Below are 23,984 nucleotides of genomic sequence, written 5' to 3' on the forward strand. Positions count from 1 at the left end.
ATTAAATATAATAAAAAAACAAAATGGAGGAAATACGATTATGGAATATCAGATTCCTGAAACAATGAAAGCATGGGTTCTGGGAGATCCAGGAGAACTGACACTTACAGAAAAACCGGTTCCACAGCCGGGAAAAGCAGAGGTGCTTGTTAAAATTGACGCGGTAGCAATTTGTGCAACAGACTTGGAGATCATCCAGAATGGACCTCCGGCGCTGATTCAGGGAGGATTGCCTTTTAATAAGAACTTTACACCGGGTCATGAGTATATGGGAACAATTGTAAAGCTTGGATCTGGCGTGGATGAGTATAAGATTGGCGACAGAGTTGCGGTAGAAATTCATGCAGGATGCGGACAGTGCGAGCGTTGCCGTGAGGGAATGTATACGTCTTGTCTGAACTATGGAAAAAATTACGAAGGCAACGATAAGGGACACAGAGCAAATGGATTTACAACAGACGGCGGATTTGCAGAATATGCGATCAACAATGTTAACACACTTTGTCATGTAGGCGACAATGTAACAGATGAAGAAGCAACTTTGATCGTAACAGCAGGAACAGCAATGTATGGTCTGGACACGATCGGCGGTCTGCTGGCGGGACAGTCTGTTGTTGTATCCGGTCCGGGACCGATCGGTCTGATGGCAGTTGCAGTTGCAAAGTCTATCGGTGCAAATCCTGTTATTTTGACAGGTACGAGAGACAACCGGCTTGAGCTTGGAAAAAAACTTGGTGCAGATTATGTAGTAAATGTAAGAAATCAAAATGCAGTTGAGGCTGTAAAAGAAATTACAAACGGCGAGGGCGTTCATTATGTAATGGAGTGCTCAGGTGCGCCGAACGCAGTGAATGAAGCATCAAGTATGGTTAAGAGAGGCGGAAAAATCTGTCTTGCAGCATTTCCGTCCAAACCGGTTGAGGTAGATGTTGCAGCGCTGGTACGTAATAATATTTCTCTTTTCGGTATTCGCGGAGAAGGCAGAAGCGCTGTTCACAGAGCAGCTTCCCTGATCAGCGAGAAGCGTTTCGACGCATCATTGATCCATACGCATACATTTGCATTTGAGGATCTGCTTACGGCTTTGAAATATTCAAGAGAAAGAATCGATGACGCAATCAAGGTGGTTGTGAAGATGAATTAGGAATCGAAACTGTTAAGAGGGATTCCAGGATAAGAGAGTGATCATATGCTTCAATATAAAAAATATTATATGCCTGAATCAAAAGAAGATTTTTTTCGTGTCATGGAAAGCATGGAAACAGAGTTTGATATCATTTCAGGAGGAACAGATCTTTATGCAAAAGAAAGAGACGCTTTTTATGGCATAGAGACCGTTATTGATATCAGTAAAATCGCAGAGCTTTCTGACATTGAGCTGAAAGATGGTTCTATTGTCATAGGAGCCAATACCAGGATTCAGCAGTTTTTAGAAAAACAGGAGTTGATAGACGGTGTGCCTCTTATGAGGCATGCTGCCAGCTATTTCGCAGATCAGCAGATACGGGAAATTGCGACAGTCGGGGGTAATCTGGCAAATTCTTCACCTACAGGTGATATGATTCCGCCACTGCTGGCAATGGATGCGGTAATTCATACAATACGAAAAAATGAAAATAAAATCTGCACGAGAGATATTGCAATATCTGATTTCATTCAGGGAGTTGGGAAAAATGTGCTGGTTAAAGGGGAAATCATTCACTCGATTACATGTCCGGTATTAGATGGATATGGATGTGCATTTAAGAAGGTAGGACTTCGGCGGTCTCTATGTATTTCTGTGGTGAATTCTGCTTTTTTAGTGAAGCTGGATGAAACAAACCGGTATTTTAAAGACGTTAGGATTGCCTTTGGAGGAATCGGTCCGAGACCTGTAAGAGTGAGAGAAATAGAGGAGCGGCTGAAAAGAAGTGTTGTTTCCAAAGATATTATTCAGGAAATGGTGAATTATATTCCGGCGGACATCGTGGAGTCCAGAAGCAGAAAAGAGTACAGAAAGACCGTTGTCAAGAACTTTTTGCTGGCAGGAATTTATGAATCACTTGCAGAAATCGGTATTATGCCAGAGTAGTGAATGTTCTGGCTATCAGGTAAGGCAACAGAAAATCAAGGTTAAAAGAGTGAGGGTTATGAATTCAGAACTGGTAAAGATTGAATTGATCGTAAATGGAAAAAAAGTTAGTAAATATGTGGCTCCGGCAATGAGGCTTGCAGATTTTCTGAGAGAAGAGCTGCATTTAATAGGAACGAAAAAAGGTTGTAATGCGGGAGAGTGCGGAACGTGCTCTGTCTTGATCGACGGCGTGCTGAAAAAGAGCTGCATGATACCGATCATAAAAGCCAATCATTGTGAAATCGTGACCATAGAGGGAATCGGAACTGACGGTTTGAGTATCATTCAAAAATGCTTTATGAAGGTTGGAGCGGTACAGTGTGGTTATTGTACTCCTGGTATGATCATGGCAGCAACTACGATTTTAAAAGAAAACAGGCATCCGGATAAGGTGGAGATCAGAAGACGTCTTGGCGGAAATATCTGCCGGTGCACAGGCTATGCGAAGATTATTGAAGCGATAGAGCTTGCCAGAGACATTTTAAATCATGAGAAAAGCGCTGATTGCCTAGAAGACATCGTACCGCAGGATACGAGTAAAATTGTCGGATCCTGTGTGAAAAGGGTAGATGCCAAAGGAAAGCTGACAGGTGCATTGGAATATGCGGCTGATATGGAGATGCCAAGGATGCTTCATGTCCATCTTGTCAGAAGTAAGGAAGTCCATGCAAAGATTTTGAAGATTGATTATGAAAAGGTATTGGAGCAGCCTGGTGTGGAAACCGTAATCACCAGCGAAGACGTACCCGGTGAGGATGGGTTTGGTGTGTATTATTATGACCAGCCGGTTCTGGCAAAGGATAAGGTGCGTTTTTATGGAGAACCGGTTGCGGCGATTGTAGCTGAAACTCTTGAGGAGGCACAGGAAGCAGAGAAATTCGTTGAAATTTCATATAGAAAAATTCCGATTGTTTCTACGATCGAGGAGGCAATGGACGGGAAAGCAGTCTTACACGACGATTATCCGGAAAATGTGGTTTCCTCCACAGTAGTCGCAAAGGGTGATGTGGAGAGTGGCTTTGAAAGCAGCGACGTGATCATTGAGCAGGACTATTCCACACAGGCGGTTGAACATGCCTATCTGGAGCCGGAAGCCGGTATTGCGTACTGTGATCCGGACGGAGTACTAGTGGTAAAATCATGCGATCAGGATATCACGCAGCATCGTATGGTTTTATCGAAAATACTTGGTATGCCTATCAACAAAATAAGAGTTATTATGACGCCTGTAGGAGGTGGATTTGGCGGCAAGGAGGATATGATCTATCAGGGCGTTTTAGCAATTGCCGCGCTGAAAACAAAACGTCCTGTTAAACTGGTATTTTCCAGAAATGATTCGATGATTGGAAGCTGTAAACGTCATCCTGTTTTCATTCACCATAAGATTGGGCTGACAAAGGATGGAAAAATACAGGCAATTGAAGTTGATATAAAATCAGATGGAGGAGCATATTGTTTCTCTACAAAGGGAACGGTAGCTAAGGCAGCAATATTGGGAGCAGGACCTTATCAGGTTGAGAATGTGAAGGTGACATCCAAAGGATATTACACCAATAATACACCATCGGGGGCAATGCGTACCTTCGGTATCCTGCAGCCGACATTTGCTATTGAATCTACCATGGATATCTGTTCGGAGCGTCTGGGTATTGATCCGGTCCAGCTGCGTCTGATCAATGGATTGAAGGATGGGGCAGTTACACATACTCAGCAGGTGCTGGGAAGCGTAAGCTACTGTGAAACGGTGAAGCAGTGTGCAGAGCTTGCTTCATGGGAGCCCGGTCCGTCCAATGTGAGGGGATCCGTGAGAAAGGATGTAAAGGGCGATCAGATCGTACAGCCTTATATCCCAGGCTGTGAGTTTAAAGCGCCGGCGGCTCTGGATCTTTGCAGATCAAGATTTAAATACGGACGTGGTGTCGGAACTTCATGGTACGGCATCGGGCGCTGTGCAACAGTTGATAAAGCAGGCGCGTTTGTGGAGATTGACGATGGCGGTACAGCCATGGTACTTACCGGAGTGACAGAGATTGGGGAAGGAATTTTGACGGTTCTGACACAGATTGCAGCAGATGAACTCGGCATGTATCCGGAGGATATCACCATTGGAGACAATGATACGGCAAGAGCACCGGAAGCGGCTCACGCAGGTGCGAGCAGACAGTCTTATATGATTGGTAATGCAGTGTGTAATGCCTGCCGGGACGTAAAAGAAAAATTTATTCGAGAGATCGCAGCATATTGGAACGTGGATTCTTCCTCGATCCGCATGAAAAACAGACGAATTTTTGTTGCCAAGCATACGACAAAAACGTCCAGTGGACGTTTTTTAGTGGAGGGGCACGCGCATTATGACCTTTCACTCAAAGAGGCTGTGGATATATGCAAGAAAGTGAGGGGTTATGTTCCGTTGGGATCGGGAACTTATACGGCTCATCACGAAGGTCTGGATCCGGTTACCGGAAAAGGAAATCCGTGGCAGGCATATGTATTTGGAAGCCAGATCGCTGAGGTTGCTGTGGATACATATACAGGAGAAGTACATGTTCTTGGTCTCTGGGCAGCTCATGATGTGGGAAGAGTCATCAATCCGCAAGGCGTGGAAGGACAGATTGAGGGCGGCGCCATTCAAAGTATGGGACAAGCGATCATGGAAAATTACACGCTTAAAGAGGGCATTCCGGTAAATCGCAATTTTGCAAAATATATCCTGCCAACAAGCGTGGATATACCGGCGGTGCATTCTGTTCTCGTTGAGGATCGGGATCCGTTCAGCCCTCTCGGAGCAAAAGGAGTCGGCGAACCTGCGCCGCTGCCGACAACACCGGCAATTATTAATGCAATTTATGATGCGGTCGGAGTACGTATTACGGAACTTCCGGCCACACCGGAAAAGATATTGAACCAAATAGTATACCCAGTGGGTGTAGAATAGTCTAAAGGGAGAATTTGCTTATGAGTAACGCAAATAATGTATCAGGTAAATCAAGCGGTTTATCACTGGATGCAAAAAGATGGATTTATATAGGGATTAGTCTTGTAACTATGATACTCATTAAAAATGTCAGTTTTCCGGCATCATTTACGACAATCAATGGTGCGGAGCTGACAGCAGCAGGACAGGAAGCGCTGGCTGTTTTGGTTTTCGCTCTCCTTCTGTGGATTACGGAAGCTATTCCGTTCCATTTTACGGGACTGCTGGCAATGGCATTAATGGCATTGTTCGGCGTAGATTCTTTTGGAAGTATCGTAAAGACGGGTTTTGGAAATGTGAATGTAATCTTTTTTATCGGCGTATTTATTTTAAGTGCGTTTATTAATAAATCAGGGCTCGGGAAACGACTTGTTAATATGTGTCTTTCTGTTACCGGAAATAGTACGAAATATGTATTACTGGGATTTCTTGTCGTAGGAGTGCTGTTATCCATGTGGATTTCTAACATGGCGGTTGCAGCTATGCTTATGCCGCTGGCGAAAGCTCTTCTTGATGAGGAGGGGGTAAAACCGCTGGAAAGCAATTTCGGAAAAGCACTTCTTATGTCTGTTGCATGGGGCAGCTTGATCGGTGGATTCGGAACACCAGCAGGAAATGGACCAAACCCACTTGCAATCGGTTTCATGAAGGATTTGGCAGGTGTCGATGTTTCCTTCTTAGACTGGATGAAATATGGAATCCCGGTTTCAATCGTTCTGATTCCGATCGCATGGGGACTTCTTCTGCTGATGTTTAAACCGGAGATGAAATACCTCAAAAAATCAAATGAAGAAATCAAAGAAGAATTCAAAAATCAGCCGAAGCTTTCTCGCGATGAGAAAGTAACTCTGGTTATTTTCGTCCTGACAGTTGTAATATGGGTATTCTCATCACAGCTATCAGATTTGTTAGGCATAGATATTCCGATCTCACTGCCGGTTGTCCTGACAACAATGTTTTTCTTCTTTCCGGGGATCAGTGAAACAAAATATAAAGCAATTGAGAAAGAAATGTCCTGGAGCAGTATCATTCTTGTACTTTCCGGCGTGTCTATCGGAACAGTACTTTATCAGACAGGTGTTGCAAACTGGATTGCACTTGGGTTATTGGGAAATATAGGCGGAATGAGTCCGGTTCTGATGGTATTTATAGTAGTATTGAGTATTTCTTTGATGAATATTACCCTTTCCAGCGCTACAGTATCTGCAAGTATCGTAATTCCGATTATCATAGAACTTGCCGCAAGTCTTGGAATCCCTGCACTTGGTATTGCATTCCCGGCAGCATTGGCATCCTCGCTGGCATTTATTTTGATCACATCCACACCGACAAATGTTATTGCATATTCGGCAGGATATTTCTCCATCAAGGACTTCGCAAAAGCTGGCGTTCCGATGACGGTTGTTTCCTGTGTGGTTGTAGCAGGTATTATGTATGGTGTTGGTCTGCTGACAGGCTTGTATTAAGAAGAAGTTTTCACGCGTGCTTTATAAAAGCGCGCGTGAAGTCAAAGATCCCGCTGCAAGCAGCCGTTTGGCTCGTTGCCCGCGGGAATAAATTTAGCCGGATCTGGCTGTATGGAGAGGAGAATTTAAATGAATAGTTTTATCAATAAATTTAGTCTGGAGGGAAAGAAAGCAATCGTCACCGGCGGTGCAAAAGGATTGTGCAACGGCATAGCTCAGGCGCTTCATGATGCGGGAGCAGAAGTGCTGCTTTTGGATATTCTGGATATTGTGGAAGAATCTGCTAAAGAGATGGCAAAAGAAGGTCCTATGGTACATGCGGTAAAGGGGGATCTGTCTAAGGCAGATGAGCTAGACGGTGTATATCAGGAATGTCTCGAAAAGCTGGGCGGCAGATTGGATATTCTCCTGAACGGCGCAGGAATCCAGTTCCGGGCTCCGGCAGCCGAATTTCCACGTGATCGTTGGGAAAAGATCATTTCCATCAATATGAGTGCGGTATTTTATATGTCACAGTTGGCTGGAAGGACTATGCTTGAACAGAAATACGGCAAGATCATTAACATTGCGTCCATGACCTCATTTTTCGGCAGCGTGATGGTTCCGGCATACAGTGCGAGCAAGGCTGGAGTAGCACAGATTACAAAAGCACTGTCTAATGAATGGGCAGGTCAAGGTGTCAACGTAAATGCGATCGCACCGGGCTATATGGCAACGGAATTGACAGCGAATATGAAAGCGGTGAATCCGAAGCAGTATGAAGAAATTACCAGCCGAATTCCGGCGGGACGCTGGGGAAATATGGAGGATCTGCAGGGATTGGCAGTTTTTTTGGCATCAGATGCATCGGCATATATTTCCGGAGCAGTGATTCCAGTGGACGGTGGATTCTTAGGAAAATAGGAGAAATCGAACATTTCAGCATAGGGCTTTGCATTTACAGCAAAGTCCGGCTCTCCGCTGGCATCATTCAGAAATGCCGCAATCCAATCGTTTGACATTGCCCCTTAGTTCACAGGGAAACTGCCAGTGTCGTTACATCCTCCCCATAAATCACATTGCTCCGATATTCCAATGGAATAAGGATACGTCCATCTTTGTCTGCATAAATATAGACTTCTGTAATCAGAATCATCTCAAGAGCTATTATATCGTTTACATCGTTTACAAAGCTTAAGTTTTTGAAAAAATTGTTGACATTCATGGTACGCTGTACTATACTATTTAGGCATGACAAAAGGAGAAACAGTATACGCCAAAGCCCCGGAGTATGCTGGTTTCATATAAAAGCAATGAATTAACGAAGAGAATGACAAAGAAATTTACAGGAGGAACATCCATGAAAACTTATATGGCTAACCCAGACAAGATTGAAAGAAAATGGTATGTGGTTGACGCTGAAGGTCAGACATTAGGACGTATGGCTTCCGAGATTGCCAAAGTATTAAGAGGCAAGAACAAACCGGAATTCACACCGCACGTAGATACAGGAGACTATGTAGTAGTTGTTAATGCAGATAAGGTAAAAGTAACAGGTAAGAAGTTACAGCAGAAGATTTACTACAATCACTCTGATTACGTTGGAGGAATGAGAGAAACAACTCTGGCAGATCTGCTTGCTAAGAAGCCGGAGAAGGTCGTAGAACTTGCAGTCAAGGGAATGCTTCCGAAGGGACCGCTGGGAAGACAGATGCTTCAGAAATTGCACGTATATGCAGGACCTGAGCATGCACAGCAGGCTCAGAAACCAGAAGTATTGACATTTTAAGGAAAGGTTGAAAGGAGGACATTACGATGGCTAACGCAAAGTATTATGGAACAGGAAGAAGAAAAAAATCTGTAGCAAGAGTATATCTTGTACCTGGAACAGGTAAGATTACAATCAATAAAAGAGATATCAATGAGTATCTTGGACTGGAGACATTGAAAGTAGTAGTTCGCCAGCCGCTCGTTGCAACAGAGACAGTTGACAAATTTGATGTAATGGTTAACGTTCATGGAGGCGGATATACAGGACAGGCAGGAGCAATCCGTCACGGAATCGCAAGAGCACTTCTGCAGGCAGATGCAGAGTACAGACCGGTTCTTAAAAAAGCCGGATTCCTGACACGTGACCCACGTATGAAAGAGCGTAAGAAGTACGGTCTCAAAGGCGCACGTAGAGCACCACAGTTCAGTAAAAGATAGGCAGACGAAATATCAGATACAGATTTCAATCCCCAGAACACATATGTTTTGGGGATTTTTCCTGCTTTTTGTATAAAATGCCAGTAGATATTTATCAGAAAATGAGTATAATAAAAGTAAGAAGTTCGGAAGAAGTTCCTATATTTTACCAAAACTGCATATTGGCATTTATAGAAAAGATGCGAATGCAGATTTTTTTGTAATTAATTTAGGTAGTATGAATAAAGTGAAGGTCTCCATTAACCTTTGGTAGCCAATCCATAAAGAGATGAACATTAAAGAAGGTCTCCATTAACCTTTGGTAGCCAATCCATAAAGAGATGAACATTAAAGAAGGTCTCCATTAACCTTTGGTAGTCAATCCATAAAGAGATGAACATTAAAGAAGGTCTCCATTAACCTTCGGTAATCAATCCGTAAAGAGATGAACATTAACGAGTGGGAAGTTGGTATAACTTCCCACATTTTTTGAGAAAGAGGTAGTAGAGTGTTTAAACTTGACGGAAATATAAAGTTTATTAATATAGATTCTGATTATATCAAAAAGTTAAATTTGGCATGTCCGGAAGTGTATTATAAATCGACAGGTTATGATAACAAACCATATATAGGGATATTGATAAATGAAGTAAATCGGTCATATGTAATTCCGCTGTCTTCTGCAAAAGAAAAGCATAAAAGCTGGAAGAATGTTAACCAGGAATGTTATTTGGTGTATGAATATGCTTTAAAGTCGAAAATGGGGGATGCGGATATTTGGGTGCAAAGTGCTGAGGAAAGTACTGTTAAGCATATTATGTCGGTTATTGACATTAAAAAGATGATTCCGATTAAGTCAGGGGTATATAGAGAAGTAAATATGAATAAAGATAATTCAGATACGCCAGAAGTAGCAAAGTATAAGGAGTTGATAAATAAAGAGTATTCTTTTTGCTTAAAGATTGTGGAAGATTTAATAAAGAAAGCTAATAAATTGTATGATAGTCAGATGACGACGGGAAAAGTTAAAAAATTTTGTTGTGATTTTAAATTGTTAGAGCGGGCTTGCGATACATATGTGATTTAATATGCGTATTAAGATGCAGTAAAAAGGTCTGTTTACATGACGTAATACTTTGAGACCTTACAAAATAATACGGATAACTAACAGGTAACTGACAAATTCCTTAAAAATGCCGGATAATAAGGGTTAGGAACTATGCAAGAGATAATTCAATCGAATATTGCAAAAGAGAGAAATTCCCCGGAAACAGCGTATTTCCGGGGTTTTCTTATACTCTGAAATTCTTATGAGACGGTACAAAATCATACAAAATTTTCACGGTAACTAACACGTAACTGACACGTAACTGACACGTAACTGACAAATGAAAAAACCTTTTCCTTGTGTCGTGCGCACGACAATGTTATAATGCAAAAAACAGGAAAAGAGGTGGTATCAGTGAACCGGACGGAGTATAAGAACCAACATGCAAAAGAGCATTACGACCGGATAAATTTCAAAATACCAATAGGAGAAAAAGCAAGAATACGGGCAGCAGGAGCATCCATTGTGAAAAGACCTCCGAGGTTCGCCGGGGAATCAACCGTGTTGCAGGGTGGGCTGACCTCTCATTTTTATGGAATGGGGGTGATGCCTATGAAAAATCATTTTGATTTTAAGGACATTATGACCTTTGGTCTGTTCCTTTTGGCATTACTTACATTCGTTTTTACGTTTTGTAAGTAAGTCTACATAGAAAAACCACCCCAAAACTTTGACCGAGTGCGGGGTGGATTTTTCTACTTCTCAATTTGGTCAACCCACCTTGTGGGCGGTTGTCTTTTTGTATTTATAATATACCATAAGAGGGCAGAGAGTTCAAGGGTAAAATCATTTGTGGGATAGTGTGAAGCTTTTTGATGGCCTTATCATTGACACCTGCGATGGTCAACATGGTTTTCAAATCTAATAATTCACCGATACGGTATCTGGAATATATTAACATGAGGATGACCGTGTAATATATATTTGAATCCTTGACATCCCACACCCTTTTGACCTCTGCTTTGCTGAAAGGTTTTCGGTTGTATGTGTTGGGATTTCCCGCATTTTTAATGTTCAGATATTCAACCAAGTTCCTCTCTTTTGGGATAATCTCATGAATGATAGCGTATTTGTACATGAGACCGAGGGGGACTTTCAATTTCCGGAGTGTAGGATAATTTTTGCCGGATTCATCAACGACCATTTGCAGATGGTCGAGTTTTACATCAACAAAACGCATCCGAGCAATTTTGTCACACAATGCCCAAGCTGCTTTATATCCTTGCAACGTAAGGATTGTGACGGTTTCCCGACAGTTTATAGACAGACCCGAAACCGTTCGGTAATTTCATAAAATTTCACCATCCTAAAAAAGAGAATTTCAGGTAGAAGAATACAAAAATATTGAAAAATACAATTTCAAGAAAAATACAGTGTTGCTGAAAATCCAGATGCAAAACTTACAAAATATCTTGTTGATTTAAAAGCTACACAGGCATTTACGAAAGATGATACAAAGATAGAAAAAATAGATAAATGGTTTATAACATTTGAAAATATTTTAAAGACTATTTTTGAGGATGAGGATCTTGAATTAAAATTTAATGATGAAACATTTCAGTTTTCTATTTGTGAATCGGGAAGAGAACCTTTTGATTTCAATACGATGTCTAGTGGGTATGCGGCAATATTTGATATTATTAATGATTTGATTATACGGATGGAAGCCCGGTCAGGATTGCGGACGGAGTTTGACATGGAAGGTATTGTGAAAGGCTATTTTGAAGCAGATATATTGTCAGAAGAATTGAGAAAGAAATTTGAAAGATATAAGGAGTTAGTTTCTAAAGGTGAATTATCAGATGAAGAGTATGAAGAAATAGATCAATTAGAATATTATTTAGATGAAATACCGGATTATCTTGCACAAGAACTGACGGCAGAGTATAATAGGCTGAAATTAGAGTTTTCAAACAAGGGGTAAGGAATATGGTGAAAATAGATAGAAATCCGATTCCACCTCCATCATTGGATATTGAAAAACAAAAAGGCCATGGCAGCTATAATAAACCGGATGTGATAAAACAATTAAAAGAAGATGCACATGATAAATGTTATATCTGCGAGTTAGGAGGTTTATCAGATCCAGAGGTAGAACATTTGAGACCGCATCATAGCAGAAAAATAATGGATAGATTACTGTGTTGAAGATCCAGAAGAAAAGTTGGAACAAAGTTATGAAAATGGACATGTAAATATACATAATATCGTTGATGAGGAATGTGCTGTTATGACTGCAAAGCTTATACAGGATTGTTTCGAGAAGCGTAATACAGGAATCCGGAAGCACAACGATATATCAGAAGCTTGAGAGCTGCACTGTTGCGAAAGAAGGAGCATTTATGAAACGTAATATTGACATGAACGAGGTATCTGACGGTAAATTATATACCGCAAACGACATGGTGAAGATGGGATGTAATGATTGTAGTGGTTGTTCTGATTGCTGCACCGGTATGGGCAGTTCGATCCTGCTGGATCCATACGACATTTACCAGATGACGAAAAATCTTAATCGAAGTTTTGACCAACTTATGAGTTGTAATCTGGTTGGTGAAGAAGGTACATTGAGAGTAATTGGACTGGATATTGTAGATGGTCTGATCCTGCCTCACTTGAACATGGCTGGAGTACGGGAGCGCTGCACTTTTCTAAATGAGGAGGGACGCTGTAGTATTCATGGTTTCCGTCCGGGATTTTGCAGACTGTTTCCACTCGGACGCATTTATGAAAATGGGACATTCCATTATTTTCATCAGGTGTATGAGTGTAAAAAATCACATCGCACCAAAGTAAAAGTAAATAAATGGCTGGGGATTCCGAATCTGAAAAAGTATGAGCAGTTTGTTCTGGACTGGCATGATTTTCTGGAAACAGCCGGAGCGGAAGTGCGGGGAAGCAGTGATGAAAATGCCGTGAAACAGACTGGATTAAGTCTGCTTTATGTGTTCTATCGTAAGCCTTATGATTTTCAGAGGGATTTTTATGAACAATTCTATGAGAAGCTGGAGGAGTTGATATAGGAGCCGGGGAATCATGAAAGGAAAAAGGCAGATTCATTTCGCGGATATGAAAACCTTATAGATAAAGTAGATAGAAGAGGTGATCAAATAACAGGACATTTTCAAGTGATAAATTTGCTTGGAAATGTCCTGTTTGTATATAGAGACGCATTTAAAAAGTCTCTGTATCCACAGGCTGTATATAAAAATCTAAAACTGTATATATTCAGTATTGACAGTATAGATATTTTAGTATATACTGTACTTGTATCTTAAGTACAGAAAAGGAACCTGTGCACAGGTTCCGGACTTATCAGAGCAAGACAGGCTCTCCGTTTTGCCGCCGGTTGGTTTCCTGTAATCGGCAGTGTAAGGAAGTTGCTTTCTCTGGAATATGAAAACAGGAAAACAGGATTATGGAAATTATTTTAAGCAATGCAAGTTCAAAACCGATTTACGAACAGATTACATCCCAGATCAAAGGAATGATCATGAGCGGCAAACTTCAGCCGGGAGACCCGATGCCGTCTATGAGAAAGCTGGCAAAGGAGCTTCATGTCAGTGTGATCACGACCCAACGTGCATATGATGATTTGGTAAGAGACGGATTTATCGTGACCGTTCCGGCAAAGGGGACGTTTGTATCCGCACAGAATCAGGATTTTATCCGGGAAGAGAATCTGCGGAAGATTGAAGAACATTTATCCGAGGTGAGTGAACTGGCGAAACAAAACGGAGTGCCGCTGGAGTCACTGAAAGAAATATTGGAAGTGCTTTATAGTGAACAGGAGTAAGTATCATGATGGAAGATGCAATTCAAATCAAGAATTTAACAAAAGAATACAAAGATTTTTCGTTGAAGAACTGTACATTGAACGTTCCAGGCGGGACGATTCTGGGATTGGTCGGTGCCAACGGTGCGGGCAAGTCCACGATGATTCAGTCGCTTCTTGGACTGATCAAGGCAGATTATGATGAGATCAGGATTCTGGGGAAGGATCTGCGGACTGAGGAGAAGGAGATTAAAGAAGATATTGCGGTGATTTTTGACGTCAGCCATTATAGTCTGGAATATACGCCGAAATTCATCGGGAAAATATTAGAGAAGGTTTACCGTAACTGGGATATGGAGAAATACAATGCGTATCTGACCAGATTCGGTCTTCCGGCAAAGAAGAAACTGAAAAAGTTTTCCAAAGGAATGAAGATGAAACTGGAGTTTGCCATTGCGTTCAGTCACGCGCCGAAGCTGCTGGTTCTGGACGAGGCGACCAGCGGACTGGATCCGATTTTCAGAGATGAGGTACTGGATCTGGTTCGGGAATTTACGGAAGATGAGAGCCATACCGTGCTGATGTCCTCACACATTACGAGCGATCTGGATAAAGTAGCGGACTATGTCGCATTTATTCATGCCGGGGAGCTGCAGTTTATTAAGACCTACGATGAGATACGCGACAATTATGGAATTATTCACTGTGGAGAAGAATTTTTTGAAACGCTGAGGGAAGAGGATATTGTTTCTTTCAAAAAAGAACCTTATGAATACAAGGTGCTGGTAAAGAATAAAATGGAAATTTTGAATGTCTTTCCGAAACTGGAGATAGAGAAGGCGTCCGTGGAGGATATTATGTTGTTTTATGTGAAGGGAGAGATGGAATATGCTGGGGATCATTAAGAAAGATTTTTACGATACGTTTTGTATACCAAAGAATCTGTTAAGCAACATATGCGGGTATGCATTGTTGCCTGTGTCTATGCTGGTTTTGGGTTCAAATGAATGGGCAATGATGCTTTTTCTCATCGTCTGTATTCCGGCTTCGTCAATTGCGGTTTTGCAGGCGGCTATGGCGCAGGATGAAAAGGTAAGGTTCGATGATATTATGCTGACATATCCGCTTTCAAAGAGAAAAATCGTACTGGCAAGATTTATTGATAATTTGTTGTTTATTGCGATAAACGCATTTATTTCATTGATTTTAATGCTGGGGTATGTATATGGTTACAGGACGGTGGGATTTCAGACAGGGGTGTTGTATTGGACTGTGGGTCTTGTTGTGTCTCTGTTTATGACAGCTATATTTAGTGTTGGATTCTATCTGTTGGGGAATAAAAAAGGTACGATCTTGTATTTTGTTCTTGTAGGGGTAGGGGCAGGATTATATGGAATGGCACGGTTTTTACCAATTGAGAAAATCTTGGACATGGATCAATGGACACTCATCGGGATTGGGTTTGTAAACAGCGTAATTGTATTATTTGTAAGCTACTGGGCATGTCTGAAATTATATACAAGACGGCATTCATGATCCGAAACTGATTAAATTATATTAGAAAATCTACAGAATGGAAGCTCTCTTTTTAGTTGAACTTATAAAAAACGGAAGTTATAATAAAAACGTAAAACCAGAGGTGGAGTTTACGATGGTTTTATGAAAACCAAAGAAAAGTTTCAACATAAAAGGAGAGCTATCTATGAATATGTTATCCATTGAACAAGAATTGAAGAACAACGCATATCCGGGAAGAGGGATCGTCCTCGGTAAGAGTGCGGACGGGACCAAGGCAGTCGCGGCATATTTTATTATGGGACGCAGCGAGAACAGCCGCAACCGTGTTTTTGTGGAAGAAGGCGAAGGCATCCGCACACAGGCGTTTGATCCGTCTAAACTGACAGATCCAAGTCTGATCATCTATGCTCCGATACGCGTGCTTGGCAATAAAACGATTGTAACTAACGGTGACCAGACCGATACGATTTATGAAGGAATGGACAATCAGCTTACATTTGAACAGTCCTTGCGTTCCAGAGAATTTGAGCCGGACGCACCGAACTACACACCTCGTATTTCCGGCGTTATGCATGTGGAGAAGGGCGTGTACAACTATGCCATGTCCATTTTGAAGAGCAATAACGGCAATCCGGACAGCTGCCGCCGCTATACATTTTCCTATAAGAATCCGGCAGCAGGCGAAGGTCACTTCATACATACATACATGCACGACGGCAATCCACTGCCAAGCTTTGAAGGAGAACCGAAGTTGGTTTCTATACCTGATGATATTGAAAGCTTTACCGACCTTCTGTGGAACAGCCTGAATGAGGAGAATAAAGTATCTTTGTTTGTGCGTTACATCGATATTGAAACTGGTGCATATGAGACAAAGATCGTAAATAAAAACAAGTGAAGGAGGAGGTAAAACGTGAAAGAATTAGAATTAAAATATGGCTGTAACCCGAATCAGAAACCATCCAGCATCTATATGCAGGACGGAAGCGACCTTCCTATTGAGGTATTGTGCGGACGTCCGGGATATATCAATTTTCTTGATGCTTTTAATGGCTGGCTGCTTGTTTCTGAATTGAAGAAAGCGACCGGACTTCCGGCTGCGGCTTCTTTTAAGCATGTATCCCCTGCGGGAGCGGCTGTGGGACTTCCGCTGACAGATATACTGGCAAAGATATACTGGGTAGATGATCTGGGAGAATTGTCACCTCTTGCATGTGCTTATGCGAGGGCGAGAGGAGCCGACAGAATGTCTTCTTTTGGAGATTTTATCGCACTGTCCGACGTTTGCGATGTGGATACGGCAAGATTGATCAAACGGGAAGTATCCGACGGTGTTATTGCACCGGGATTTGAGCCGGAGGCATTAGAACTTTTGAAACAGAAGAAAAAAGGAAACTACAATGTGATCCAGATTGATCCGGAGTATGTACCGGCGCCGCTGGAGCATAAAGAAGTATTCGGTATTACATTTGAACAGGGAAGAAATGAACTGAAAATCGATGATGCGTTCTTCTCGAATGTAGTGACAGAGAACAAAGAAATCCCAGAGGAAGCCAAGATAGACCTCGCAATCTCTATGATCACATTGAAGTACACACAGTCCAACTCTGTATGCTATGTCAAGGGCGGACAGGCAATAGGAATCGGCGCGGGACAGCAGTCCCGTATCCATTGTACTCGTCTTGCGGGACAGAAGGCAGACAACTGGTGGCTGCGTCAGGCTCCGCAGGTGTTAGGGCTTCAGTTCAAAGAGGGAATCGGACGTGCAGACAGAGATAATGCAATTGACCTGTATATTGGTGAGGAATATATGGATGTGTTAGCGGACGGCATATGGGAGAACACGTTTGCAGTAAAACCGGAAGTATTTACAAGAGAGGAAAAGCGTGCATGGCTGGATCAGATGACAGATGTAGCTCTCGGTTCAGATGCCTTCTTCCCATTTGGAGACAACATTGAGCGCGCTCATAAGAGCGGCGTGAAATATGTTGCACAGCCGGGCGGTTCTGTGAGAGATGATAATGTAATCGCTGCTTGTAATAAATATGATATGGCGATGGCATTTACCGGAATTCGTCTGTTCCATCACTAGAATTACATTTATAAAAGAAAAATAAAACAAGAACTGTAAAACAGCGTACATGACAAACTGTGTATCCTATCTGGTTTGCGATTGTCAGTGTATATCTGTTTTGCAGTTCTTTTGTTTGTTGTTCAGTAAATCACCGTAAGTGGACTTGGCATAGGACGGATTCTGTAACAGAGTGAAGAAAAGATTTGCAAAGTATATCGTGTTGTGAGAGAATAGGGTAACATAACAAATGAAGTGGTATGATTAGCGGAATCAGCACAGTCATGCGTTGATTTTGGAAGTGAGGTTATATTTTTATGATTATAGAGACCAGAAATCCAGAAGAAACATTCCGGCTTGGACAGGAGCTTGCGGAAAACGCGGCGGCGGGACAGGTGTTTACCCTGACCGGGGACTTGGGAGTCGGAAAAACGGTATTTACACAGGGGTTTGCAAAGGGACTTGGGATAGATGAACCGGTCAGCAGTCCTACATTTACCATTGTACAAGTATATGAAAGCGGACGTCTTCCGTTTTACCATTTTGATGTGTACCGGATCGGTGATGTGGAAGAGATGGACGAAATCGGATTTGATGATTATGTGATGGGGGACGGAGTGTCTCTGATCGAGTGGGCGGATCTGATCAAAGAGATTTTGCCGGAGCGCCGGACAGTGGTAATGATCGAAAAGGATTTGCAGCAGGGATTTGACTACCGGAAGATTACGATAGAAGAGTATTAAAAAAGAGTGTTAAGAAAAAAGGATAAGCAGACACGAGAGAAAGTGTCTGTCTAAAAAGATATGGGGAGGCTTCGTATGAGAGTACTGGCAATTGACAGCTCAGGAATGACAGCTGCGATAGCAATTGTGGAAGATGATTTGACAATTGCAGAATATACGGTCAATTATAAAAAAACACATTCGCAGACCTTGCTGCCGATGATTGACAAGATCTTGAAAATGACAGAGACGGATTTGGATTCCATCGACGCGATCGCAGTGGCGGGAGGTCCGGGATCATTTACCGGACTGAGGATCGGTTCTGCAACGGCAAAGGGACTGGGACTTGCTTTGAATAAACCATTGATTCATATTCCGACGGTGGACGGACTTGCATATAATGTGTACGGCTGTGAGGATATTATCTGTCCGATCATGGATGCGAGAAGGAATCAGGTTTACACCGGAATGTATACATTTTCCAGAAAGGCGGGACAAAAAGAAGGATCTTGTCTGACAGAGCCGGTCTTTCAGGTGATGAAGATGCAGATGGCGATATCTGTGGATGAGCTGATCCGGCGGCTGAATAATTATGGACGTCCGGTTGTGTTCTTGGGGGACGGCGTGCCAGTCTATGAAAATGCGTTGGCTGAGGGACTGAAAGTGCCTTATTCTTTTGCGCCTGCATATATGAACCGTCAGAGGGCAGCAGTCGTAGGAACACTTGGAATTCTGTATTACAAGGCAGGTAAGATCGAAACGGCTATGGAACATCAGCCGGATTATCTGCGTGTATCACAGGCGGAGCGTGAGCGTGCCGAGCGAGAGAAGAATTCAAAAGTCTGCGTACGGGAGATGAAGTATGAAGAAGCTGCAGCAGTGGCAGAAATGGAACATCAGATATTTCCGGATGCGTGGAGTGAACGCGGGATTCTCGATACGTTGAAAAATGAGCAGACGATTTGTCTGACCGCGGAAAAGGCAGGGAGACTTCTTGGTTACATGTTTGCATATACTGCGGCAGATGAGGCGGATATTGCCCGTATCGCAGTTGTGAAGGAGTCCAGAAAACAGAAAGTCGGAAGCGAACTGATGAAGGCATTTAAACAGATCGGGAAAGCGCGCGGAATTCGCCGGGTGCTTCTTGACGTGCGCCGCAGCAACAATACGGCGCGGACATTTTATGTGAAACAAGGATTTGCAGAAGACGGAGTGCGTCCAGGATTTTATGAGAATCCGGAAGAAGATGCGATACTAATGAGTTGTGAAATTGACACAGAAGTAAAAACGGAGTGATTTCTGTAAAAGAAAAATAGATAAATGCGGCAAAAAAAGCGAACTTGTGTAGAATTGTAAATGCTGGGTTATTTTTCACATCCGGGCCGTGCACTACGCTGCACGGTCTGGGACCAGTACAGTATTGGGGCTGGAATCCGGTCTCTTGCCGTAAGGCAACTTTAAATAGACCGGATTCGTTGCTTTGAGCACCGTAGGTGTGAAAAGTAACAATGCCGGGGAGTAAGCGGCAATGGCAGGATTTCCCGGTGGGAGCAGCGGTATTTGGCTGATATAATAGTGACGGAGGTGTTACTGCGAACAGAGTGAGCGGTAGCACGGAGGCTGCCGGCGCTATGAGTTAGAATTAAGGCTGCGCGGCAGAAGACAGAGAGGTTGTCAGAACTTAGAAAATTCTACAGGAGGGAAGAGGGATGCGTCAGTATCAGAAAGAGACGAAAGAAGTTAAAAGTGTGCAGAAGATTATCTGCAATAAATGTGGAAAGGAAATTCCGGTATCGAATGGCCGAGAGACAGAAGGTGTTTTTCATGTGAATTATACATGGGGGTATTTTTCTGAAAAAGATGGAGAGCGGCATAGTTTTGACTTGTGCGAAGCATGTTATGATACATTGCTTAAGGGATTTCGGATACCGGCAGAAATAGAGGGATAATATGTTAGATGTATGTTTGCTTGGCTGCGGCGGGATGATGCCGCTGCCGTACCGGTGGCTGACGTCACTGTTGACCAGATTTAACGGCAGCAGTCTGCTTATTGACTGCGGTGAGGGAACGCAGATTGCGATTAAAGAAAAAGGGTGGAGCTTCAAGCCTATTGATGTCATTTGCTTTACCCATTATCATGGCGATCATATTAGTGGTCTGCCGGGGCTGCTGCTTACAATGGGAAATGCAGACCGCAGGGAGCCGCTGACTTTGATCGGACCCAAAGGTCTGGAAAGAGTGGTAAATGCTTTGCGTGTAATTGCACCGGAGCTGCCATTCCCAATAGTGTTTAAAGAAATCGAAGGTCCGGAGCAGGTTTTTGAAATGAATGGTTACCATCTCAAAGCGTTTCGAGTGAATCACAATGTGCTTTGTTATGGATATACAGTAGAAATTGACCGGGCGGGTAAATTTGACCCAGATCGCGCAAGGGCAGAAGAAATTCCACAGATGTACTGGAAACATCTGCAAAAAGGAGAAACGGTGGAATATGAGGGACGAGTCCTGACGCCGGACATGGTGCTGGGACCGCCGCGGAAGGGCATTAAGCTGACTTATACGACAGATACCCGTCCGACCAATTCCATTCGGGAGAATGCAAAAGGTTCTGACTTATTTATCTGCGAGGGAATGTATGGCGAGAAAGAGAAAGCGGCAAAAGCTGTAGAATATAAGCACATGACATTTTATGAGGCGGCGCAGCTTGCCAAGGAGGCAAGGGTTCAGGAAATGTGGCTGACACATTATAGTCCGTCATTGACGTACGCAGAAGAATATATGGATGATGTCCGTAAAATATTTCCGGCAGCAAAGGCGGGAAAGGATAAAATGTCTGTGGAGCTGAAATTTGAATAACAGTTTGAGCGGAAATAATACTATTTGTGCTGCGGCTTGCGGCGGAACGGAGAAGTTTATGAGAGAAATACAAGATATCAATATACTTGCGATCGAAAGCTCCTGTGATGAGACAGCAGCGGCAGTTGTGCATAACGGGAGGGGAGTTCTGTCAAATGTGATTTCCTCCCAGATAGATCTGCATAAACTGTATGGCGGCGTAGTGCCGGAGATCGCGTCCCGTAAGCATATCGAGAAAATCAATCAGGTCATTGAAGAGGCTTTAAAAGAGGCGGAGGTGACATTGGATGATATAGACGCTATAGGGGTGACCTACGGTCCGGGACTGGTAGGCGCGCTGTTGGTAGGTGTGGCAGAAGCAAAGGCGATTGCGTATGCAAGAAAACTTCCGCTGATCGGGGTTCATCATATCGAGGGACACATTTCAGCTAATTATATCGAGCATCCAGAGTTGGAGCCGCCATTTCTCTGTCTGGTCGTTTCCGGCGGGCATACCCATCTGGTGCATGTGGCGGAATACGGCAAATATGAAATCCTCGGACGTACGCGGGACGATGCTGCGGGCGAGGCTTATGACAAAGTGGCACGCGCCATCGGTCTGGGCTATCCGGGCGGACCGAAGATTGACCGGCTTGCCAAAGAGGGTGATCCTGACGCCATCGCATTTCCAAAGGCACATATCGGAGATTCACCGTATGATTTTAGCTTCAGTGGGGTGAAATCTTCCGTATTGAACTATATCAACGGCTGTCAGATGAAGGGTGAAACCTACAATCCGGCAGATATTGCGGCGTCTTTTCAGAAGGCGGTGGTAGACGTGCTCGTGGAAAATGCGATGCGCGCCTGTGAAGAATTTGGCGCCTATAAATTTGCGATTGCAGGAGGGGTAGCTTCTAATAGTGCACTTCGGGATGGGATGAAACGTGCATGCGATGAAAGAAATATCCCGTTTTATTATCCATCGCCGATTTACTGTACAGATAATGCAGCGATGATCGGAGCAGCGGCATACTATGAGTATCTTGCAGGCACGAGACATGGATGGGACTTGAATGCAGTGCCAAACCTGAAACTTGGCGAGCGTTAAATGTGATACGAAGGGATCACGAGAGAGGTGGAATGTAATGGAAAAGAAGAAATGTACAGCAATTGTTCTGGCTGCAGGGCAGGGAAAACGTATGGGAACAAAAACACAAAAGCAGTATCTGCTCATGGCAGATAAGCCAGTGCTGTATTATTCTTTAAAAACATTTCAGGATTCGGCGATTATTGACGATATTTACCTTGTAACCGGAAGCGGTGATGAAGAATATTGCCGCAGGCAGATAGTGGAAAAATATGGGATTCAAAAAGTAAGACATATTTTATGCGGCGGGGAAGAACGCTATCATTCTGTCTGGAATGCCCTGAAGGAAATGACGGAGGAAGGGTATGTGTTCATTCACGATGGGGCACGTCCTTTTGTGAATGAAGTTATGATTGAACGTGCATACGAGACTGTAGAAAAATATGGAGCATGTGTAGTTGGTGTGCCGGTAAAAGATACTATTAAAATCGTAGATGCAGATCAGAATGTGACAGATACACCGGAACGCAGTAAGGTCTGGCTGGTACAGACTCCACAGGTGTTTGATGTGGCACTTGTGAAAAATGCGTATGCCGAGATGATAAAAGCAGGTATGAGTAATGTGACTGACGACGCGATGGTTGTGGAACAAGTGTGCGGACATCAAATAAAGCTGGTGGAAGGTTCTTATGAAAATATTAAGATAACTACACCGGAGGACTTGCAAATCGGGGAGCTGTTTGTGCAAAGACAAATGTAACTTATAGTTGATGGCGGCAGATGACGTTCAATCAGAGTACCGAATATAGAATTTGTTTTGAAAGCGAATGGATAAAATCAATGTATAGAAATCAATAGAGTGGAAAGGCTAGGTATGACGTACAAATAACGAGAAATAGAAATTTGAGGGAATTATGAAATTTCTGTTGACGCTTAAAACAATCTATGTTAGAATACCACTTGTGCAAATGAGAAGCGCAAACAGAATATGTGGAGAGGTATCGAAGTGGTCATAACGAGGCGGTCTTGAAAACCGTTTGTCCGCAAGGGCGCGTGGGTTCGAATCCCACCCTCTCCGTTGGAACAGTTCTTCAGAAGAAGGGCTGTTTTTTATGATATAGAAAAGTTCTCACTTTCCTAATATCATAAAACGCTCTGCGGGATGTGCGCTGCGGCATACAATGAAGCTGTTGTATGTGACCGCCGCAGGCGCAAGAATGTGCTTCATACATTCTTTGTTCTGTATAAGAAATTTCATCAGAGTTCAGTTATACAAAAATGCATTTCGTGCAATTTCAAATGAAACCACTATGTATTGAGAAGAGATAAAATGTCAGAAAAAACAGCGAAAAATGTAAAAAATTACAAAAATAAGAAAATAAAAAAAAGTACTAGACAACTAGGCGAGAATCATGTATATTAAATAGCGAACCTTTTGGAGAAGTACCCAAGCTGGCCGAAGGGGCTCCCCTGGAAAGGGAGTAGGTCGTTAGTAGCGGCGCGAGGGTTCAAATCCCTCCTTCTCCGTTTGCTTTATCAGTTATGAGACAGAGAGTGTTGAACAGATAAAGCAAGAACAAATGCAGATGAAGACAGAATGAAAAAGATGTAAAAAAACTTCAAAAAATGTCTTGACAAGCACTTGTGGAAATGGTAGTATGGATAAGCTATCTCATGCGAGAAAGCAAACCAGAAAATAAAAAAGTTCTTGACAGAGACAGCAAAGTGTGATAGAATATCAAAGCTGTTTCTTGAGGCAGAACAAAATAAAAAAAGTTCTTGACAACAAAAAAGACTTGTGATAGAATACAAAAGCTGTTGTTGATAAGAACAACAAGAACCTTGATAACTAAACAATAGACAACAACCCTTGAAAATTTCTTATGAGAAAATTTTTAAGAACGGTTTGATAACAAACCAAAACAGTAAAGAGGAAAAGAATTGCTAGCAGTGATTCTTGACTAGACAAACAAAGAAGCTCCGACAGTTCTAAACTCGTGGGAAACCTCGTTAAGAACATGCGGAGCGTATAAACGGTAAGACTTGAAAGTACCAAGTCAAACCTTTTTATACGAGAGTTTGATCCTGGCTCAGGATGAACGCTGGCGGCGTGCCTAACACATGCAAGTCGAGCGAAGCACTTTACTTG

Annotated in this window: 25 protein-coding genes, 2 tRNA genes and 1 rRNA gene; 26 read left to right on the top strand and 2 right to left on the bottom strand. The window is 42.8% G+C overall.

Translation table 11 applies throughout. The features are described 5' to 3' along the window. Positions 1–40 precede the first annotated feature (40 nt). The 5 genes from NFS18_RS14570 to NFS18_RS14590 all read left to right on the top strand — a co-directional run bounded on the left by NFS18_RS14570 (position 41) and on the right by NFS18_RS14590 (position 7,456). Positions 41–1,144 (top strand): zinc-dependent alcohol dehydrogenase, encoded by a 1,104-nt coding sequence (locus NFS18_RS14570; RefSeq protein WP_251391492.1) that lies wholly within the window; start codon positions 41–43, stop codon positions 1,142–1,144. Positions 1,145–1,189: 45 nt separating this feature from the next. Beyond that, complete coding sequence (locus tag NFS18_RS14575) at positions 1,190–2,071, top strand: FAD binding domain-containing protein (RefSeq protein WP_251391494.1); 882 nt, start codon at positions 1,190–1,192, stop codon at positions 2,069–2,071. A 58-nt stretch (positions 2,072–2,129) separates the two neighbouring features. Then, on the top strand, positions 2,130–5,048 hold the full coding sequence (locus tag NFS18_RS14580) for a molybdopterin-dependent oxidoreductase (protein ID WP_251391496.1): 2,919 nt from the start codon (positions 2,130–2,132) through the stop codon (positions 5,046–5,048). A 20-nt stretch (positions 5,049–5,068) separates the two neighbouring features. Next, positions 5,069–6,553, top strand: a complete 1,485-nt coding sequence (locus NFS18_RS14585; protein WP_251391498.1) for an SLC13 family permease — start codon at positions 5,069–5,071, stop codon at positions 6,551–6,553. 129 nt (positions 6,554–6,682) lie between these two features. After that, on the top strand, positions 6,683–7,456 hold the full coding sequence (locus NFS18_RS14590) for an SDR family oxidoreductase (RefSeq protein ID WP_251391500.1): 774 nt from the start codon (positions 6,683–6,685) through the stop codon (positions 7,454–7,456). 109 nt (positions 7,457–7,565) lie between these two features. On the opposite strand, the gene NFS18_RS14595 is transcribed toward NFS18_RS14590, so the two are convergent. After that, complete coding sequence (locus NFS18_RS14595; protein WP_251391502.1) at positions 7,566–7,757, bottom strand: hypothetical protein; 192 nt, start codon at positions 7,755–7,757, stop codon at positions 7,566–7,568. 135 nt (positions 7,758–7,892) lie between these two features. On the opposite strand from NFS18_RS14595, the gene rplM reads away from it, so the two are divergent. From rplM to NFS18_RS14615, 4 genes are all read left to right on the top strand, one after another. Continuing rightward, positions 7,893–8,321 carry a 50S ribosomal protein L13 gene (gene rplM / locus NFS18_RS14600; protein ID WP_251391504.1) on the top strand — a complete coding sequence of 143 codons (429 nt, stop codon included), beginning with the start codon at positions 7,893–7,895 and terminating at the stop codon, positions 8,319–8,321. 26 nt (positions 8,322–8,347) lie between these two features. Next, a complete protein-coding gene (gene rpsI, locus NFS18_RS14605; RefSeq protein ID WP_251391506.1) occupies positions 8,348–8,740 on the top strand; it encodes a 30S ribosomal protein S9 in 393 nt (130 codons plus the stop codon). A gap of 487 nt (positions 8,741–9,227) precedes the next feature. Further along, positions 9,228–9,806: a type III toxin-antitoxin system ToxN/AbiQ family toxin gene (locus NFS18_RS14610; RefSeq protein WP_251391508.1), complete on the top strand. Its 579-nt coding sequence runs from the start codon at positions 9,228–9,230 to the stop codon at positions 9,804–9,806. A gap of 375 nt (positions 9,807–10,181) precedes the next feature. Next, a complete protein-coding gene (locus NFS18_RS14615; RefSeq protein WP_251391510.1) occupies positions 10,182–10,469 on the top strand; it encodes a hypothetical protein in 288 nt (95 codons plus the stop codon). A gap of 103 nt (positions 10,470–10,572) precedes the next feature. On the opposite strand, the gene NFS18_RS14620 is transcribed toward NFS18_RS14615, so the two are convergent. Continuing rightward, a complete protein-coding gene (locus NFS18_RS14620) occupies positions 10,573–11,028 on the bottom strand; it encodes a hypothetical protein (RefSeq protein ID WP_251391512.1) in 456 nt (151 codons plus the stop codon). Positions 11,029–11,433: 405 nt separating this feature from the next. Here NFS18_RS14620 and NFS18_RS14625 point away from each other — a divergent pair, with 405 nt between their 5' ends. The 17 genes from NFS18_RS14625 to NFS18_RS14705 all read left to right on the top strand — a co-directional run. After that, positions 11,434–11,751 (top strand): hypothetical protein, encoded by a 318-nt coding sequence (locus tag NFS18_RS14625; RefSeq protein WP_251391514.1) that lies wholly within the window; start codon positions 11,434–11,436, stop codon positions 11,749–11,751. 5 nt (positions 11,752–11,756) lie between these two features. After that, positions 11,757–11,975, top strand: a complete 219-nt coding sequence (locus NFS18_RS14630) for an HNH endonuclease (protein WP_251391516.1) — start codon at positions 11,757–11,759, stop codon at positions 11,973–11,975. Positions 11,976–12,169: 194 nt separating this feature from the next. After that, positions 12,170–12,850 carry a YkgJ family cysteine cluster protein gene (locus NFS18_RS14635; protein WP_251391518.1) on the top strand — a complete coding sequence of 227 codons (681 nt, stop codon included), beginning with the start codon at positions 12,170–12,172 and terminating at the stop codon, positions 12,848–12,850. Positions 12,851–13,245: 395 nt separating this feature from the next. Beyond that, a complete protein-coding gene (locus NFS18_RS14640) occupies positions 13,246–13,623 on the top strand; it encodes a GntR family transcriptional regulator (protein ID WP_251391527.1) in 378 nt (125 codons plus the stop codon). A 5-nt stretch (positions 13,624–13,628) separates the two neighbouring features. Further along, a complete protein-coding gene (locus NFS18_RS14645; RefSeq protein WP_331477712.1) occupies positions 13,629–14,507 on the top strand; it encodes an ABC transporter ATP-binding protein in 879 nt (292 codons plus the stop codon). Continuing rightward, on the top strand, positions 14,491–15,138 hold the full coding sequence (locus NFS18_RS14650; RefSeq protein WP_251391529.1) for an ABC-2 transporter permease: 648 nt from the start codon (positions 14,491–14,493) through the stop codon (positions 15,136–15,138). The genes NFS18_RS14645 and NFS18_RS14650 overlap by 17 nt, the downstream gene beginning before the upstream one ends. A gap of 166 nt (positions 15,139–15,304) precedes the next feature. Then, positions 15,305–16,018 (top strand): IMP cyclohydrolase, encoded by a 714-nt coding sequence (locus tag NFS18_RS14655; protein WP_251391531.1) that lies wholly within the window; start codon positions 15,305–15,307, stop codon positions 16,016–16,018. Between the two features lie 15 nt (positions 16,019–16,033). Then, the gene (locus NFS18_RS14660) at positions 16,034–17,212 is read left to right on the top strand and encodes a phosphoribosylaminoimidazolecarboxamide formyltransferase (RefSeq protein ID WP_251391533.1); all 1,179 of its coding nucleotides are present in this window, start codon (positions 16,034–16,036) and stop codon (positions 17,210–17,212) included. A gap of 296 nt (positions 17,213–17,508) precedes the next feature. Continuing rightward, positions 17,509–17,934, top strand: coding sequence for a tRNA (adenosine(37)-N6)-threonylcarbamoyltransferase complex ATPase subunit type 1 TsaE (gene tsaE / locus NFS18_RS14665; RefSeq protein ID WP_251391543.1), 426 nt, complete (start codon positions 17,509–17,511; stop codon positions 17,932–17,934). Positions 17,935–18,009: 75 nt separating this feature from the next. After that, positions 18,010–19,209 carry a tRNA (adenosine(37)-N6)-threonylcarbamoyltransferase complex dimerization subunit type 1 TsaB gene (gene tsaB, locus NFS18_RS14670; RefSeq protein ID WP_251391545.1) on the top strand — a complete coding sequence of 400 codons (1,200 nt, stop codon included), beginning with the start codon at positions 18,010–18,012 and terminating at the stop codon, positions 19,207–19,209. 413 nt (positions 19,210–19,622) lie between these two features. Beyond that, on the top strand, positions 19,623–19,862 hold the full coding sequence (locus NFS18_RS14675) for a hypothetical protein (protein WP_251391547.1): 240 nt from the start codon (positions 19,623–19,625) through the stop codon (positions 19,860–19,862). Position 19,863: 1 nt separating this feature from the next. Next, on the top strand, positions 19,864–20,769 hold the full coding sequence (locus NFS18_RS14680) for a ribonuclease Z (protein WP_251391548.1): 906 nt from the start codon (positions 19,864–19,866) through the stop codon (positions 20,767–20,769). A 58-nt stretch (positions 20,770–20,827) separates the two neighbouring features. Continuing rightward, positions 20,828–21,856 carry a tRNA (adenosine(37)-N6)-threonylcarbamoyltransferase complex transferase subunit TsaD gene (gene tsaD / locus NFS18_RS14685; protein WP_251391551.1) on the top strand — a complete coding sequence of 343 codons (1,029 nt, stop codon included), beginning with the start codon at positions 20,828–20,830 and terminating at the stop codon, positions 21,854–21,856. 37 nt (positions 21,857–21,893) lie between these two features. Continuing rightward, positions 21,894–22,595 carry a 2-C-methyl-D-erythritol 4-phosphate cytidylyltransferase gene (gene ispD, locus NFS18_RS14690; protein WP_251391553.1) on the top strand — a complete coding sequence of 234 codons (702 nt, stop codon included), beginning with the start codon at positions 21,894–21,896 and terminating at the stop codon, positions 22,593–22,595. A 232-nt stretch (positions 22,596–22,827) separates the two neighbouring features. Then, a tRNA-Ser gene (locus NFS18_RS14695) sits at positions 22,828–22,913 on the top strand. A gap of 359 nt (positions 22,914–23,272) precedes the next feature. Beyond that, positions 23,273–23,362 (top strand) — tRNA-Ser (locus NFS18_RS14700). 540 nt (positions 23,363–23,902) lie between these two features. Continuing rightward, positions 23,903–23,984: ribosomal RNA gene (locus NFS18_RS14705) — 16S ribosomal RNA — on the top strand; the annotation flags it as partial.

The sequence above is a fragment of the Mediterraneibacter agrestimuris genome, from assembly GCF_943193195.1.
GTDB lineage: Bacteria > Bacillota > Clostridia > Lachnospirales > Lachnospiraceae > Schaedlerella > Schaedlerella agrestimuris.

Coding starts and splice junctions, on each gene's coding strand:
- NFS18_RS14680 (WP_251391548.1), top strand. CDS start 19,864: ATGTTAGATGTATGTTTGCTTGGCTGCGGCGGGATGATGCCGCTGCCG.
- NFS18_RS14650 (WP_251391529.1), top strand. CDS start 14,491: ATGCTGGGGATCATTAAGAAAGATTTTTACGATACGTTTTGTATACCA.
- NFS18_RS14590 (WP_251391500.1), top strand. CDS start 6,683: ATGAATAGTTTTATCAATAAATTTAGTCTGGAGGGAAAGAAAGCAATC.
- NFS18_RS14570 (WP_251391492.1), top strand. CDS start 41: ATGGAATATCAGATTCCTGAAACAATGAAAGCATGGGTTCTGGGAGAT.
- NFS18_RS14595 (WP_251391502.1), bottom strand. CDS start 7,757: ATGAATGTCAACAATTTTTTCAAAAACTTAAGCTTTGTAAACGATGTA.
- rplM (WP_251391504.1), top strand. CDS start 7,893: ATGAAAACTTATATGGCTAACCCAGACAAGATTGAAAGAAAATGGTAT.
- NFS18_RS14645 (WP_331477712.1), top strand. CDS start 13,629: ATGATGGAAGATGCAATTCAAATCAAGAATTTAACAAAAGAATACAAA.
- NFS18_RS14675 (WP_251391547.1), top strand. CDS start 19,623: ATGCGTCAGTATCAGAAAGAGACGAAAGAAGTTAAAAGTGTGCAGAAG.
- ispD (WP_251391553.1), top strand. CDS start 21,894: ATGGAAAAGAAGAAATGTACAGCAATTGTTCTGGCTGCAGGGCAGGGA.
- NFS18_RS14640 (WP_251391527.1), top strand. CDS start 13,246: ATGGAAATTATTTTAAGCAATGCAAGTTCAAAACCGATTTACGAACAG.
- tsaD (WP_251391551.1), top strand. CDS start 20,828: ATGAGAGAAATACAAGATATCAATATACTTGCGATCGAAAGCTCCTGT.
- NFS18_RS14580 (WP_251391496.1), top strand. CDS start 2,130: ATGAATTCAGAACTGGTAAAGATTGAATTGATCGTAAATGGAAAAAAA.
- NFS18_RS14655 (WP_251391531.1), top strand. CDS start 15,305: ATGAATATGTTATCCATTGAACAAGAATTGAAGAACAACGCATATCCG.
- rpsI (WP_251391506.1), top strand. CDS start 8,348: ATGGCTAACGCAAAGTATTATGGAACAGGAAGAAGAAAAAAATCTGTA.
- tsaB (WP_251391545.1), top strand. CDS start 18,010: ATGAGAGTACTGGCAATTGACAGCTCAGGAATGACAGCTGCGATAGCA.
- tsaE (WP_251391543.1), top strand. CDS start 17,509: ATGATTATAGAGACCAGAAATCCAGAAGAAACATTCCGGCTTGGACAG.
- NFS18_RS14575 (WP_251391494.1), top strand. CDS start 1,190: ATGCTTCAATATAAAAAATATTATATGCCTGAATCAAAAGAAGATTTT.
- NFS18_RS14585 (WP_251391498.1), top strand. CDS start 5,069: ATGAGTAACGCAAATAATGTATCAGGTAAATCAAGCGGTTTATCACTG.
- NFS18_RS14625 (WP_251391514.1), top strand. CDS start 11,434: ATGTCTAGTGGGTATGCGGCAATATTTGATATTATTAATGATTTGATT.
- NFS18_RS14635 (WP_251391518.1), top strand. CDS start 12,170: ATGAAACGTAATATTGACATGAACGAGGTATCTGACGGTAAATTATAT.
- NFS18_RS14630 (WP_251391516.1), top strand. CDS start 11,757: ATGGTGAAAATAGATAGAAATCCGATTCCACCTCCATCATTGGATATT.